We start from the raw sequence: 14,773 nt of genomic DNA, 5'->3' as shown, positions 1-14,773 counted from the left end.
CCGCCAGTTTCCGTGAGTGCCCCAACTCGGCTTGACCGAGGGGCCGTACAGGACTTACGTTCTGAATGTGCGGCCTTTCGGGGCCGCCCGCAGTCGCGAAGCCCCCGGTTGTTCCCCCGTGATCGGGGGCTTCGTTCTGCCCGCAATGCCCTTTCCCCGGCGTTCCGAGGCGCTCTTCGTTCACCCAGGGTCACCATCCGGCACCGCGCTCACCTGCGCCGAATCCCCGCCCGATGCCACGATCCGACCCGGTTGCGCCCTACGGCCGACGCAGCCCCCGCAGGTACGATGCCTCTCGGTGCGGCCTACGGACGGCTCGCTGTCCGCATCGTGGCAACTCCCGTCCATGACAGAGCGGTTCATCGGGGGCACGGTTTGTGGGGGACGTGATGGACTTCGGCACTGGTGCGCCGACCGGCCCGGCCGACCTCGCCTGGCTGCGAGGCGTCGACGCCTACACCATGGGCGCGTATCCGCAGGCGGAGGAGGAGTTCCGGGCCGCCGTGCGGATGGACCCCGGCATGGCCGACGGCTGGCTCGGGTTGCACGCGCTGCGGATCGACACGACGACGGCGCTGCTGCGCATGTTCCGGCACCGCGACCGGTTCGGCGAGCAGCGCACGCGGCACCGCCGCACGCTCAACTCCTGGTACTGGCTGGGCTGGTGGGTGCAGCCGGTCCTCGAGCACCCGCGCGACCTGTTACTCGCGCACGCCTCGCACTGGCTGGACGGCCGCCATGTCCCCGATCTGGACCGGGCGTTGGCGACGCTGCCGCCGGTGGACGCGGATCCGCAGGTGCGGTTCCTGCACGCGTGCCGGGCGTACCTGGTCAAGGACTGGGAGCAGTTGGTCCGCCACACGGACTCGCTGATCGACGACCCGATGCTGGGCATCGAGGCCGGACTCTTCGGCGGCATGGCGCGGGTGCGCCTGGAGATGTACGGGCAGGCGGAGCCGCTGCTGTCCGCGGCGCTGATGCGCTGCCGCAGCGAGCAGCCGCAGCGCAAGGAGCTCAGGTACTGGCTGGCGAGGGCGCACGAGGGCACGGGCCGCTCGGCCGCCGCGCTCCCCCTGTACCGGGCCGTGCACCGGGTCGACCCGGCGTTCATGGACACCTCGGCGCGGCTCGCGGCCATCGCCGAGGGCGACGGGTACGGGGACTTCGGCGACGGCACCGACCTGGCGCCCATGTCGCTGACGGGCTATCAGGACGGTCTGGACGGCGGCGAGTCCGTCGATCCGCTCTACGAGACCGACGGGCGCGGCTTGAAGGTCTCCGACCCTGATCTGCCACCGCCCGGCTCCGGCGCCGGACCCGACGACGCCGACATGGTCCGCGAGAAGGCCGTGGTGCCCGTCCCGCCGCCGCTGCCGCCGGGCCCCGCCGACCCCGCGCTCCTGGAGGAGGCGCTCACCGAGCTGGAGCGGATGGTGGGCCTCGAACCCGTGAAGCGCCAGGTCAAGGCGCTCTCCGCGCAGCTCAACATGGCGCGCCTGCGGGCGAGCCAGGGCCTTCCGGTCCAGCCGCCGAAACGGCACTTCGTCTTCTCCGGCCCGTCCGGTACGGGCAAGACCACGGTCGCCCGGATCCTGGGGCGGGTCTTCTACGCGCTCGGGCTGCTCGGCGGCGACCACCTGGTGGAGGCGCAGCGGGCCGACCTGGTCGGCGAGTACCTGGGCCAGACCGCCGTGAAGGCGAACGAGCTGATCGACTCGGCGCTCGGCGGCGTGCTCTTCGTGGACGAGGCGTACGCCCTGTCCAACTCCGGTTACGGGAAGGGCGACGCGTACGGCGACGAGGCGCTGCAGGTGCTGCTGAAGCGGGCCGAGGACAACCGGGACCACCTGGTCGTGATCCTCGCCGGGTACCCCGAGGGCATGGACCGGCTGCTCGCCGCCAACCCCGGACTGTCCTCGCGGTTCACGACGCGGGTGGACTTCCCCTCGTACCGGCCCCTCGAACTCACGTCGATCGGCGAGGTGCTGGCCGCGGAGAACGGGGACGTGTGGGACGAGGAGGCGCTGGAGGAACTGCGCTCGATCGCCGGGCACGTCGTGGACCAGGGCTGGATCGACGAGCTCGGCAACGGGCGGTTCCTGCGGACGCTGTACGAGAAGTCGTGCGCCTACCGGGACCTGAGGCTCACCGGGTATCTGGCGGAGCCGTCCCGGGACGACCTGGCGACGTTGCGGCTGCCCGATCTCATGCAGGCGTACGGGGAGGTCCTGTCGGGGCGGGGGCCCTCCGGGCCGTGACCGGGTGACGTGGGGCCCGCCCCGGGGGGGGGCGGGCCCTGTCGCCTGTGCGCGCCGTGGCTACGTCAGGGCGCCCTCCTTGCTGCGGGCCACCGGTACCTGCGCCGGGTCGTCCCGGTGGGCCGGGTCGCGGACCTCGCCGACCAGGAGTTCCAGGACGTCCTCCAGGGCGACGAGGCCGAGCACCCGGCCGGCCGCGTCGGAGACCTGGGCCAGGTGCGTGGCCGCACGGCGCATCACCGTGAGGGCGTCGTCCAGGGGGAGTTCGGCGCGCAGCACCGTCATGGGGCGCCAGACGTGCTGCGGCACCGCGCGGTCGGTGTCCGGTCCCTCGATCAGGTCCAGGACGTCCTTGACGTGCAGATAGCCCATGAAGTCGCCGGTCTCCGCGCAGATCGGGAAGCGGGAGTAGCCGGTGCGCGCGGTCAGGCCGATGACCTCGGCCGGAGTGACCGAGGGGCCGACCGTCACCAGCGAGGCGCGGGTCAGCAGGACGTCCGTCACCGGGCGGGAGCCCAGCTCCAGCGCGTCCTCCAGGCGTTCCTGTTCCTCGGGGCCGAGCAGGCCCGCCTGCCCCGAGTCCTCCACCAGACGGTTGAGCTGCTCGCTGGTGAAGGCCGCCTCCACCTCGTCCTTGGGGTCCACCCGGAAGAGCTTCAGGATCAGCCGGGCACAGGCGCCGAGGGCGACCGTGACCGGCTTGCAGAGCCGGGCGAAGGCGACGAGGCCGGGGCTGAACCACAGCGCGGTCTTCTCCGGCGCCGCCATGGCGAGGTTCTTCGGGACCATCTCCCCGATGACGAGATGCAGGAAGACCACGGCCGCGAGCGCGATCACGTACCCGAGCGGATGGATCATGCCGTGCGGGACGTGGGCCGCCTCGAAGACCGGTTCCAGGAGGTGGGCGACCGTCGGTTCGGCGACCGCGCCGAGGGTCAGCGAGCAGACGGTGATGCCGAACTGGGCGGCCGCCATCATCTGGGGCAGGTGCTCGAGTCCGTACAGGACCTGTCGGGCCCGCTTGTTGTCGAGGGGTTCGATCTGGCTGCGGCGCACCGAGACCAGGGCGAACTCCGCGCCGACGAAGAATCCGTTCGCGAGCACGAGGAGTGCGGCGAAGACGAGTTGCAGTGCGCTCATCGGGCCGCCTCCAGGACCGCGGCCTGCGGGGTCTGTGCCGTCCGTACGATGCGGACCCGCTCGGCCCGGTAGTGGTCGACCTGGCGGACCGCGAGGCGCCAGCCGGGCAGTTCCGCGCGGTCGCCGGGGGCGGGGATGCGGCCGAGGAGATCGGCGACGAGGCCGGCGACGGTCTCGTACGGGCCCTCGGGCACGTCGAGTCCTATCCGGCGCAGGATGTCGACGCGGCAGCTGCCGTCGGCGTCCCAGGCGGGGCGGCCGTCCTCGGGCGGGGCCACGGCGAGTTCGGGCAGGTCGAGCCCGTCGTGCTCGTCGCGGACCTCGCCGACGAGTTCCTCGACGATGTCCTCCAGGGTGACGACCCCGGCCGTGCCGCCGTACTCGTCGACGACGACGGCGATGGGCTGCTCGCTGCGCAGTCTGGCCAGCAGCGGCTGGACGGGCAGCGTCTCGGGCACCAGCAGCGGGGGCTGCGCGATCCGGCTGACCGGGGTGCGCAGCCGCTCGTGCGCCGGCATGGCGAGGGCGTCCTTGAGGTGGACCATGCCGATGACCTCGTCGATCCGCTCCCGGTAGACCGGGAAGCGGGACAGGCCGGTGGCACGGGTCAGGTTGACGACGTCCTCGGCGGTCGCGGACGCCTGGAGCGCGCTGACCTTCACGCGGGGCGTCATGACGTGCTGTGCGGTCAGCTCCGCGAGGGAGAGGGTGCGCACGAAGAGGTCGGCCGTGTCCTGTTCCAGGGCGCCCGCCTGGGCGGAGTGCCGGGCCAGGGAGACCAGTTCGCCCGGGGTGCGGGCGGAGGCCAGTTCGTCGGCGGGTTCGACGCCGAGCATCCGCACGAGCCGGTTCGCGACCGCGTTGAGCAGCGCGATGACCGGGCGGAAGAGCCGGGCGAAGACGGACTGGGGGCCGGCCACGAAGCGGGCCACCTGGAGCGGCTTGGACACCGCCCAGTTCTTCGGGACGAGCTCGCCGATCACCATCTGTACGGCGGAGGCGAGCAGCATCCCGACGACGACCGACACGCCGCCGACGGCTCCGCCGGGGATGCCGACGGCGGTGAACGGGCCGCGCAGCAGCTGGGCGAGGGCCGGTTCGGCGAGCATGCCGACGACGAGGGAGGTGATGGTGATGCCGAGCTGGGTCCCGGAGAGCTGGAAGGACAGCTCCCTCAGGGAGTTGACGACGGTTCGGGCGCGTTTGTCGCCGGCGGCCGCGGCCTGCTCGGCGTCGGGGCGCTCGACGGTGACGAGGCCGAACTCGGCCGCGACGAAGAAGCCGTTGGCGAGGATCAGGAGGAAAGCGGCCGCAAGGAGCAGCAACGGGATGGTCATGCCGCCGCCTCCACGGACGTACGCGAGCGGGTCGCGCTATGTCGGGAGGGGGCGGCGCAGGTACTACCGGACGATCCGTCCATCGCTGGAGGGAGTCACTCCTCGGTTAGCAGGAGCCCCAGGTCACCCGTCCGGGCGCGTCAGGGGCGGGGCGGCTCTCGGCGCACGCCCCACCACCAGATTAATCAAGACATGGGCGGGAGCGTCAGGGCGCGGGCCCCTGAGTGAGCCCGGAACTTCACACCCACCCCCACCAATCCGCCGCCCGGCTGGGGGCCCGGGGGTCACCCCCCGAAAAACAGCAGCATCAAGACATGGGCGGGAGCCTCAGGGCGCGGGCCCCTGAGTGAGCCCGGAACTTCACCCGCACCCCCACCAATCCGCCGCCCGGCTGGGGGCCCGGGGGTCACCCCCCGAAAAACAGCAGCATCAAGACATGGACGGGAGCGTCAGGGCGTGGGCCCCTGAGTGAGCCCCGATGGTGCGGGGGTCAGCCCCGAAGTCCCGTGTGGGCGGCCTCGGTCAGGGCCCGGAGGGCCTTCGCGTCGCGGATGGCGGAGTGCTTGGCGATGCCGGGCTGGATGCCCATCGCGGCCATGCTGGTGCCGTCGGTGAGGTTGAGGAACACCCACGGGTCGCCGGGCCGCAGGTTGACCTGGACGATCTCCGCCCAGGACAGCCGGCGGCTGCGCGCGACGTTGACGACCGTGACGCCCTGGTCGTCGGCGACGACCTTGGGGCGGGCCAGCAGCCCGAGCACGCCCCAGAAGAGGGCCGCGGTGAAGACGAAGGAGATGCGCTCCCCGGGGCTCATGCCGTTGAGGATGAGCGCGATGACGGTGATCGTCACGAAGGAGGCGGCACCGAGCGCGTGCAGGATGACGCGGGTGCGCCCGGGCCGGAAGGTGACGGGGAGGTCGGGTACGTCAGACATGCGGAGCGTCCTCAGAGGCGGCAGGCGTGGATGGCCGTGGTGAGGATGGCCCGCGCGCCGAGGGCGTACAGGTCGTCCATGATGCGCTGCGCGTCCTTGGCGGGGACCATCGCGCGGACGGCGACCCAGCCCTCGTTGTGCAGCGGGGAGACCGTCGGGGACTCCAGGCCGGGGGTGAGGGCGACCGCCTTCTCCAGGTGCTCGGCGCGGCAGTCGTAGTCCATCATCACGTACGTCCGGGCGACGAGGACGCCCTGCAGACGGCGCAGGAACTGCTGCACCTTGGGCTCGACGGTCTCGTCGAGGTCGGCGCCCTTGCGGCGGATGACGCATGCCTCGGACCGCATGATCGGGTCGCCGAAGACCTCGAGACCCGCGTTGCGCAGCGAGGTGCCGGTCTCGACGACGTCGGCGATCGCGTCGGCGACGCCGAGCTCGATGGCGGTCTCGACGGCGCCGTCGAGGTGGACCACGGACGCGTCCACGCCGCGCTCGGCGAGGTACTTGCCGACGATGCCCTCGTAGGAGGTGGCGATGGTGCGGCCCGCCAGGTCGGCGAGGTCCTTGACCGCGCCGGGGCGGGAGGCGAAGCGGAAGGTGGAGCGGGCGAAGCCGAGCGGCAGGATCGTCTCGGCGTTCGCGCCGGAGTCGATCAGCAGGTCCTGTCCGGTGATGCCGATGTCGAGCTTGCCGGAGGACACGTAGATCGCGATGTCCTTGGGGCGCAGGTAGAAGAACTCGACCTCGTTGCCGGGGTCGACCGTGACGAGTTCCTTGGACTCCTTGCGCTGCCGGTATCCGGCCTCATGGAGCATCGCCGACGCAGGTCCGGACAGTGAACCCTTGTTCGGGACGGCGATGCGCAGCATGAGGTCGGATTCCTTTGTGTGACGGTGGGTCGGGCTGGCTGACTGGGGTGGCGTACGGCTCAGAGGTGCGCGTACACGTCGTCGAGGGAGATGCCGCGGGCGACCATCATCACCTGGACGTGGTACAGGAGCTGCGAGATCTCCTCGGCGGCGGCTTCCTTGCCCTCGTACTCGGCGGCCATCCAGACTTCGGCGGCCTCCTCGACGACCTTCTTGCCGATGGCATGGACGCCCTTGCCGACCAGCTCTGCGGTGCGGGAAGTGGCGGGGTCGCCCGTGGCGGCCTTCTGCTGGAGCTCGGTGAAGAGCTCCTCGAACGTCTTATTGGACATGGTGGCGTCTACTTTACGCGGCTCTCCCGCACCCCTTAACGCCAGGGCTCGGAGACGGTACGCAGCGTGGTCGCGGTGGCGACGGCCGCGGTGACCGCTTCGTGGCCCTTGTCCTCGTTCGAGCCCTCGATGCCCGCGCGGTCGAGCGCCTGCTCCTCGGTGTCGCAGGTCAGCACGCCGAAGCCGATCGGAACGCCGGTGTCGACGGAGACCTGGGTCAGTCCGTTGGTCACGCCCTGGCACACGTACTCGAAGTGCGGGGTGCCGCCGCGGATGACGACGCCGAGCGCGACGATCGCGTCGTAGCCGCGGCCCGCGAGGACCTTGGCGACGACGGGCAGCTCGAAGCTGCCGGGGACGCGCAGGACGGTGGGCTCGCTGATGCCCAGCTCGTTCAGGGCGCGCAGCGCTCCGTCGACGAGCCCGTCCATGACCTTCTCGTGCCACTGGGCGGCGATGACGGCCACGCGCAGGTCGCCGCAGTTCTTCACGCTCAGTTCGGGTGCACCCTTGCCGCTCACGCGCTTCTCCTCGTACGTACGTAGATGAATTAAGGGGGTCAGGAGTCAGGAACTACTGGTTGAACTACTGGTCGAACTACTGGTTGCTGCAGGCCGACGTGCGGGGCGCGTCCAGCCACGGCAGGTCGTGGCCCATCCGGTCCCGCTTGGTGCGCAGGTACCGGAGGTTGTGCTCGCCCGCCGTGATCGGCATCGGCTCGCGGGCGGTGACCTTGAGGCCGTGCCGGGTGAGGGCGTCGACCTTGTCGGGGTTGTTGGTCAGCAGGCGCAGGTCGCGCACGCCGAGGTCGGCGAGGATCTGGGCGCCGGCCGCGTAGTCGCGGGCGTCGGCGGGCAGGCCGAGTTCCAGGTTGGCGTCGAGGGTGTCGCGGCCCTGCTCCTGGAGCTCGTACGCGCGCAGCTTGGACAGCAGGCCGATGCCGCGGCCCTCGTGGCCGCGCAGATAGACGACGACGCCGCGGCCCGCCTCGACGATGCGGCGCATGGACTCCTCCAGCTGGGGGCCGCAGTCGCAGCGCAGCGAGTGGAAGACGTCGCCGGTGAGGCACTCGGAGTGGATCCGGGCGAGGACGTCGGCACCGTCGCCGATCTCGCCGTGGACGAGGGCGACGTGCTCGACGCCGTCGACCGTGGAGCGGTAGCCGTAGGCCGTGAACTCGCCGAAGGCGGTGGGGAGCTGGACGGTGGCCTCGCGCTTGACCGTGGGCTCGGACGAGCGGCGGTAGGCGATCAGGTCCTCGATGGAGATGATCGTCAGGCCGTGCTTGCGGGCGAACGGGACGAGCTCGGGCAGCCGCAGCATGACGCCGTCCTCGCCGGCGATCTCGACGATGGCGCCGGCCGGGCGCAGGCCCGCGAGCCGGGCGAGGTCGACGGCGGCCTCGGTGTGGCCGTTGCGGACGAGGACGCCGCCGGGCCTGGCGCGCAGCGGGAAGATGTGGCCGGGCCGGACGAGGTCGCCCGGCTGTGCCTCGCCGGAGGCGAGCAGCCGGAGCGTCGTGGCGCGGTCGGCGGCGGAGATGCCGGTGGTGACGCCGTGGGCGCCGGAGGCGTCGACGGAGACGGTGAAGGCCGTCTTCATCGACTCGGTGTTGTCGTCGACCATCTGCGGGAGGTCGAGCCGGTCGAGCTCGTCGCCCTCCATGGGGGCGCAGATCAGGCCGCGGCACTCGCTCATCATGAAGGCGACGATCTCGGGGGTGATCATCTCGGCGGCGACGACGAGGTCGCCCTCGTTCTCCCGGTCCTCGTCGTCGACGACCACGACGGGGCGGCCGGCGGCGATGTCGCGGAGGGCCTGCTCGATCGGGTCGAGCGTGAGGTCGGTGTCGTCGGTGACCTCGTACAGGTGGGCTGCCGTGCTCATGCGTGGGCTCCTTCGAGCGCAGGGGCGGGGGCCGCGGCCGCGCGGGACCGCAGCCACCAGTCGCGCATGCCCCAGAGGACGAGCGCGCCGTAGATGACGTAGACGAAGCCGGAGAAGGCGAAGCCGTTGGCGAAGTTCAGCGGGACGCCGACCGCGTCGACCAGGAGCCAGGCGAACCAGAACTCGACCATGCCGCGGGCCTGGGCGTACATGGCGACGATCGTGCCGACGAAGATGTACGCGTCCGGCCACGGGTCCCAGGACAGCTCGGGGAACGCGGTGAACAGGCCGCCCACGGCGAGCGTGCCGACGGCGGCGGCGCCGACCAGGACGCCGCGCTCGCGCCAGCTGGCGAAGCGGACGGCGATGGAGCCGTCCTGCGCCTTGCCCTTGCCGCGGTTCCACTGCCACCAGCCGAACAGGGCGACGACGATGACGACGAGCTGCTTGCCCGCACTGCCCGAGAGGTGGGCGGTGGCGAAGGCGGTGAGCAGGATCGCGCCGGAGACGAGCTGGGCGGGCCACGTCCAGATGGAGCGGCGCCAGCCGAGCGCGAGGGCGATCAGGCCGATCACGTTGCCGATCATGTCGGACCAGAGGATGTGCTGGCCGAAGATCGTGAAGGCCTCGGAGTTGAGCCAGTTCACTTGGTGCCCCCGTCAGTGCCGTTGGAGCCGTTGGAGCCGTGGGAACCGATCCGGTCGCCGAGCATGCGCTCGACGTACTTCGCGATGACGTCGACCTCGAGGTTGACCGGGTCGCCCGCCTTCTTGAGGCCGAGCGTGGTCAGCGCGAGGGTGGTGGGGATGAGGCTGATGGTGAAGTGGTCGTCGGCGGCGTCGACGACGGTCAGGCTGACGCCGTCGACCGTGATCGACCCCTTCTCGACGACGTACCTGGCCAGTCCGGCGGGGAGCGAGATCTTGACGATCTCCCAGTGCTCGGAGGGGGTGCGCTCGACGATGGTGCCGGTGCCGTCGACGTGGCCCTGCACGACGTGTCCGCCGAAGCGGCCGTCGGCGATCATCGGGCGTTCGAGGTTGACGCGGGAGCCCGCGGTGAGCGCGCCGAGGCTGGAGCGCTTGAGGGTCTCGGCCATGACGTCCGCCGTGAACTCGTCCCCGTCGTGCTCGACGACGGTGAGACAGACACCGTTGACGGCGATGGAGTCACCGTGCTTGGCGCCTTCGGTGACGACGGGTCCGCGAACGCGGAAGCGGGACGCCTCAACCGGGTCGCCGAGGTTCTCGACGGCCGTGATCTCGCCCAGCTCTTCGACGATTCCGGTGAACACTTCCCGGGTCCTCCCTCTACGGGCACAGACTCCGGGGCACTGTCGTACGACGACGACAGAACGTACGGGCGACGACACCGGGAGCGACGACGCCGAGAGCGGGACACCCGTCGGGTGCCCGGAACAGACGGCGACGCGCACACTGGGTGCCCGCCCGCCGCGCACTGCCTCCCATCCGGACTTTAACCGTCGGTCCAGGAATTTCACCTGGTCAACCGGTCACTGGACGTGACCGGGTCGCGGACTGTAACCGCCGGTTCGGACTTTCACCGACCCCGGAGTGCGCTGCTTCTGGTACAGGGCCAGTGTGCCACGTCCGATCGATGTGCATGCATGCGAATGCTGTGGGCTGACTCACAGCCCGCTTCGATGGTTTTCGGGCGCGGCCGGGAATACGGCGCCAACTCGGCCCTCCGGGCGGATCGTTGAGATTGGTACAGACCTATTGACGGCGTGGTCTAGTCCTCTTAGGTTCCTCGCAACCCTCGCAACTCCAGCCGTGCACCACCGATCCCTTCCCCGGGAGGAACCGCCGTGCCGTTCCCCAGACCACCCAGACCGGCCCTGCTCGCCGGAGCGGCCGCCGTCGCGGGCCTGCTGCTCGCCTCGCTGCCCGCGACCGCGTCGCAGGCCGCGGACCAGGAGTCCTGTCGCCCCGACGGCCTGTACGAGACCCCCGGCGTCTCGGTCCCCTACTGCTCGGTCTACGACACGGACGGCCGCGAGAAGATGGGCGCGGACCACCAGCGCCGCGTCATCGGCTACTTCACGGGCTGGCGCACCGGGCAGGACGGGACGCCCGCCTACCTCGCGTCCGACATCCCGTGGGACAAGGTCACCCACCTCAACTACGCCTTCGCGCACGTCGATTCGGGCAACCGGATCTCGGTCGGCGCCGACTCCGCGAAGAACGCCGCGACGGGCATGACCTGGCCGGGCGTCGCGGGCGCGGAGATGGACCCGGACCTCCCCTACAAGGGCCACTTCAATCTGCTCACCAAGTTCAAGAAGCAGCACCCGAACGTCAAGACCCTGATCTCGGTGGGCGGTTGGGCCGAGACGGGCGGCTACTTCGGCGACGACGGCAAGCGCGTCGACTCGGGCGGCTTCTACTCGATGGCGACGAACGCCGACGGCAGCGTCAACCAGCCGGGCATCGACACGTTCGCCGACTCGGCGGTCGCGTTCGTCGAGAAGTACGGATTCAACGGCGTCGACATCGACTACGAGTACCCGACCACGATGAAGGACGCGGGCAATCCGCTCGACCAGTCCCTCGCCAACGCCCGCCGCGCCGGTCTGGTGAAGGGCTACGCGGCGCTGATGAAGACGCTGCGCGAGAAGCTGGACCGGGCCGGCGCGGCCGACGGCAAGCACTATCTGCTGTCGGTGGCGGCTCCGTCGTCCGGGTACCTGCTGCGCGGCATGGAGACCTTCCAGGTCCAGAAGTACCTGGACTACGTCAACATCATGTCGTACGACCTGCACGGCGCCTGGAACGAGTACGTCGGCCCGAACGCCTCGCTGTTCGACGACGGCAAGGACGCCGAGCTCGCCTCGGCGGGGGTGTACTCGACGTCCCAGTACGGCGGGATCGGCTATCTGAACACCGACTGGGCGTACCACTACTTCCGCGGCTCGATGCCGGCCGGCCGCATCAACATCGGACTCCCGTACTACACCCGGGGGTTCAAGAACGTGCAGGGCGGCACGGCGGGGCTGTGGGGCAGGGCGCCGGCCACGGACTGTCCGGCCGGGGCGGGGCTGACGAAGTGCGGGGACGGCGCCGTCGGCATCGACAACCTCTGGCACGATCTCGACACGAACGGCAAGGAGGCCCCGGCCGGCTCCAACCCGATGTGGCACGCGAAGAACCTGGAGAAGGGGATCGTCGGGGACTACGTGACGGAGTACGGCTTCCCCGCCGACACGAAGCTCACCGGGACCTACCAGCGCAACTACGACTCCACGCTCGTCGCGCCCTGGCTGTGGAACGCCGAGAAGAAGGTGTTCCTGTCGACGGAGGACGAGCAGTCGGTGGCCGCGAAGGCGGCCTACGTCGCCGACCGGGGCATCGGCGGCACGATGATCTGGGAGCTCGCGGGCGACTACGGGTGGAACGCCGCCAAGGGCCAGTACGAGCCGGGTGACACCCTGACCTCCACGCTCTACGACGCGTTCAAGTCCGCGAAGCCGTACGGCGCGAAGCGTTCGACGATCGACCTGCCGGCCGAGGCGCTGGACATCGACGTGAGCTTCGGCGAGTTCCCGCTGGGCGACTCCAACTACCCGATCTCGCCCAAGGTGAAGATCACCAACAACACGAAGGCGACGCTGCCCGGCGGCACGGAGTTCCAGTTCGACTACGGCACGTCGGCGCCGGCCAACGCCAAGGACCAGTCCGGGTTCGGCACGACGATCGTGCGCAGCGACCACAGTGGCAGCAACGTGGGCGGCCTGAAGGGCGACTACCACCGCGTCTCGCTGAAGCTGCCGACCTGGCAGACACTGGCCCCCGGCGCCTCGGTGACGCTCGACTTCGTGTACTACCTGCCGGTGTCGACGCCCTCCAACTGGACGGTGACGTTCGGCGGGACGACGTACGCGCTCGCCGGTGACCTGGCGCGCGGCACGAGCGTCGTGGATCCGGGCACCGGATCGGGCACGCCGACGCCGACGCCCACGCCCGGCGGGGGAACCTGCACCGCCCCGGAGTGGACGGCCACCGCCGAGTACGGCAGCGGCACCGTCGTCGCGCACGACGGCCGCTCCTGGAAGGCGAAGTGGTGGACGAAGGGCGAGGAGCCCGGGACGACGGGTGACTGGGGCGTCTGGCAGGACCAGGGGGCCTGCTGACCCGGCCACCCGTTCTGGCAGGCTGAGGACGTGACGACGGCACGCCAGACCGACAGCACCGACAGCACCGACAGCGCCCGCAGCACCGGCCGGACCGCCGAGTTCGAGCGGCACCGCCCGCGCATGTTCGGGCTCGCCTACCGCATGCTCGGCTCCGCCGAGGAGGCGCAGGACACGGTGCAGGACGCGTACCTGCGGTTCCGTGCCACCGAGCCGGGCTCCGTCGAGCAGTCCGGGGCCTGGCTCGCCAAGGTCGTCACGAACCTCTGCCTCAACCGCCTCACCTCGGCCCGCGTACAGCGAGAGCGGTACGCGGGCCCCTGGCTGCCCGAGCCCGTTCTCACCGCGGACGGCGTGCTCGGTCCGCTGGAGTCGGCCGAGCAGCGCGACTCGGTCTCCGCCGCGCTGCTCGTCCTCCTGGAGCGCCTCACCCCGACCGAGCGGGCGGTGTACGTACTGCGGGAGGCGTTCGCGTACGGGTACCGGGAGATCGCCGGGGTGCTCGACCTCGGCGAGGCCAACTGCCGCCAGCTGTACCGGCGTTCGGTGTCCCGGCTGGCGGCCGACGAGGCCCGGTTCGAGCCGTCGGAGCGGGTCCGCCGGGAGCTGGTGGAGGCGTTCGTCGACGCGGCCCGCGAGGGCGATCTGGCGCACCTGGAGACGGTCCTCGCCGCGGACGTCCTGTGGTGGGGCGACGGCGGCGGCAAGGTCACCGCCGCGCGCAGGCCCGTCGAGGGGCGCGTGAAGGTGCTGCGGTTCCTGGAGGGCATCGCCGAGCGGTACCTCGACGGCATGGAGCTCACGGTCGCCGAGGTCAACGGGGACACCGGGCTCGTCGCCCGGCACGGGGACACCCTGTTCGCGGTCGTCACGTTCGAGGTGCGCGGCGGAGTGGTGGCGGCTGCGCGCACCGTGCTGAACCCGGACAAACTTGCTTTCATGGCCCGGCAGCTGACCTCCGGCTGAGAGCGTCCGGGAAGGGATCTCCCGCGGTTGTCACATTTCCGCGGGCTCGCCGGTTCTCAGTTGTCGGCGGGCGTTCCACGAGGGGGCGCCCCGGCCCGAAGGAGCTGATGCGGCGATGACCACGATCCTGGTGACCGGCGGAACCGGCACGCTCGGCCGGCTCGTCACCGAGCGGCTGCGCGCGACGGAGCACGAGGTGCGGGTGCTGAGCAGGCACGCGCAGCCGTACGCCGTGGACCTGCGCAAGGGCGGTCCCGGCCTGGACCTGGCCGTGGCGGACGTGGACGTGATCGTGCACTGCGCGTCGACGCAGACCGGCGGCGACGAGAAGGCCGCGGCGAACCTGATCGCGGCCGCGCGCCGGGCGGGCGTGGGGCACCTCGTCTACATCTCGATCGTCGGCGTGGACCGGGTGCCGTTCGGCTACTACCGGACCAAGCACGCGGTGGAGCGGCTGGTCGAGGAGTCGGGGCTCGGCTGGACGGTGCTGCGCACGACCCAGTTCCACGACCTGGTCCGCGGCGTCCTGCGGGGCTTCGCCAAGCTGCCGGTGATGCTGCTGCCCGCGGGCGTCGGCGACCAGCCGATCGAGGTGTCCGAAGTGGCCGACCGGCTGGCCGAGCTGGCGCTGCGGCCGCCGGCGGGACGGGTGGCGGACATGGGCGGCCCCGAGGTGCGCACGTTCGAGGAACTGGCCCGTACGTATCTCAGGGCGACGGGGAAGAAGCGGGCGGTGCTCAGCGTCCCGCTGGCGGGGAAGACGTACCGGGCGTTTCGCGAGGGCGGGCACCTGACGCCCGAACGGGCGGTGGGGAAGCGGTCGTTCGAGGAGTTCATGGCACAGCGCTGACCGCGCCCGGACGCCCCGGCCCCGCCCCCCTCAACCGCCGGAGAGGTGCG

At 71.0% G+C, this 14,773-nt stretch carries 13 protein-coding genes and 1 riboswitch; of the genes, 4 read left to right on the top strand and 9 right to left on the bottom strand.

The genetic code is table 11. The features are described 5' to 3' along the window. Positions 1 to 389: 389 nt before the first annotated feature. Positions 390 to 2,258, top strand: a complete 1,869-nt coding sequence (locus tag M4J07_RS05100) for an AAA family ATPase (RefSeq protein WP_255967643.1) — start codon at positions 390 to 392, stop codon at positions 2,256 to 2,258. A 60-nt stretch (positions 2,259 to 2,318) separates the two neighbouring features. Here the strand turns inward: M4J07_RS05100 and M4J07_RS05095 are convergent, their stop codons facing one another. The 9 genes from M4J07_RS05095 to M4J07_RS05055 form a co-directional block, all read right to left on the bottom strand. Continuing rightward, complete coding sequence (locus M4J07_RS05095) at positions 2,319 to 3,398, bottom strand: hemolysin family protein (RefSeq protein WP_255967642.1); 1,080 nt, start codon at positions 3,396 to 3,398, stop codon at positions 2,319 to 2,321. Next, positions 3,395 to 4,735: a hemolysin family protein gene (locus M4J07_RS05090; protein WP_255967640.1), complete on the bottom strand. Its 1,341-nt coding sequence runs from the start codon at positions 4,733 to 4,735 to the stop codon at positions 3,395 to 3,397. The genes M4J07_RS05095 and M4J07_RS05090 overlap by 4 nt, the downstream gene beginning before the upstream one ends. Positions 4,736 to 5,225: 490 nt before the next feature. After that, positions 5,226 to 5,669, bottom strand: a complete 444-nt coding sequence (locus M4J07_RS05085; protein WP_255967638.1) for a PH domain-containing protein — start codon at positions 5,667 to 5,669, stop codon at positions 5,226 to 5,228. 11 nt (positions 5,670 to 5,680) lie between these two features. Next, positions 5,681 to 6,538 (bottom strand): ATP phosphoribosyltransferase, encoded by an 858-nt coding sequence (gene hisG, locus M4J07_RS05080; protein WP_255967636.1) that lies wholly within the window; start codon positions 6,536 to 6,538, stop codon positions 5,681 to 5,683. A gap of 59 nt (positions 6,539 to 6,597) precedes the next feature. Continuing rightward, on the bottom strand, positions 6,598 to 6,870 hold the full coding sequence (locus tag M4J07_RS05075; protein ID WP_018534786.1) for a phosphoribosyl-ATP diphosphatase: 273 nt from the start codon (positions 6,868 to 6,870) through the stop codon (positions 6,598 to 6,600). 35 nt (positions 6,871 to 6,905) lie between these two features. Further along, complete coding sequence (gene ribH, locus M4J07_RS05070) at positions 6,906 to 7,391, bottom strand: 6,7-dimethyl-8-ribityllumazine synthase (protein WP_255967630.1); 486 nt, start codon at positions 7,389 to 7,391, stop codon at positions 6,906 to 6,908. A 76-nt stretch (positions 7,392 to 7,467) separates the two neighbouring features. Continuing rightward, positions 7,468 to 8,757: a bifunctional 3,4-dihydroxy-2-butanone-4-phosphate synthase/GTP cyclohydrolase II gene (locus tag M4J07_RS05065; RefSeq protein ID WP_255967628.1), complete on the bottom strand. Its 1,290-nt coding sequence runs from the start codon at positions 8,755 to 8,757 to the stop codon at positions 7,468 to 7,470. Further along, positions 8,754 to 9,404, bottom strand: coding sequence for a nicotinamide mononucleotide transporter family protein (locus M4J07_RS05060; protein ID WP_255967626.1), 651 nt, complete (start codon positions 9,402 to 9,404; stop codon positions 8,754 to 8,756). The genes M4J07_RS05065 and M4J07_RS05060 overlap by 4 nt, the downstream gene beginning before the upstream one ends. After that, positions 9,401 to 10,051, bottom strand: coding sequence for a riboflavin synthase (locus M4J07_RS05055; protein ID WP_255967624.1), 651 nt, complete (start codon positions 10,049 to 10,051; stop codon positions 9,401 to 9,403). The genes M4J07_RS05060 and M4J07_RS05055 overlap by 4 nt, the downstream gene beginning before the upstream one ends. 157 nt (positions 10,052 to 10,208) lie before the next feature. Continuing rightward, a riboswitch (FMN riboswitch) is annotated at positions 10,209 to 10,339 on the bottom strand. A 246-nt stretch (positions 10,340 to 10,585) separates the two neighbouring features. Between M4J07_RS05055 and M4J07_RS05050 the strand changes: the two genes are divergently transcribed. From M4J07_RS05050 to M4J07_RS05040, 3 genes are all read left to right on the top strand, one after another. Next, the gene (locus M4J07_RS05050) at positions 10,586 to 12,907 is read left to right on the top strand and encodes a chitinase C-terminal domain-containing protein (RefSeq protein WP_255967622.1); all 2,322 of its coding nucleotides are present in this window, start codon (positions 10,586 to 10,588) and stop codon (positions 12,905 to 12,907) included. A gap of 30 nt (positions 12,908 to 12,937) precedes the next feature. Beyond that, positions 12,938 to 13,873, top strand: a complete 936-nt coding sequence (locus M4J07_RS05045) for an RNA polymerase sigma-70 factor (protein ID WP_255967620.1) — start codon at positions 12,938 to 12,940, stop codon at positions 13,871 to 13,873. A gap of 115 nt (positions 13,874 to 13,988) precedes the next feature. After that, a complete protein-coding gene (locus M4J07_RS05040) occupies positions 13,989 to 14,723 on the top strand; it encodes an SDR family oxidoreductase (protein WP_255967617.1) in 735 nt (244 codons plus the stop codon). Positions 14,724 to 14,773: the final 50 nt, after the last annotated feature.

This window comes from Streptomyces longispororuber (assembly GCF_024448165.1).
GTDB classification, from domain to species: Bacteria; Actinomycetota; Actinomycetes; order Streptomycetales; family Streptomycetaceae; genus Streptomyces; species Streptomyces longispororuber_A.
Note: the sequence above shows the minus strand (reverse complement) of the source record. Positions and strands in the feature narration are given on the sequence as shown.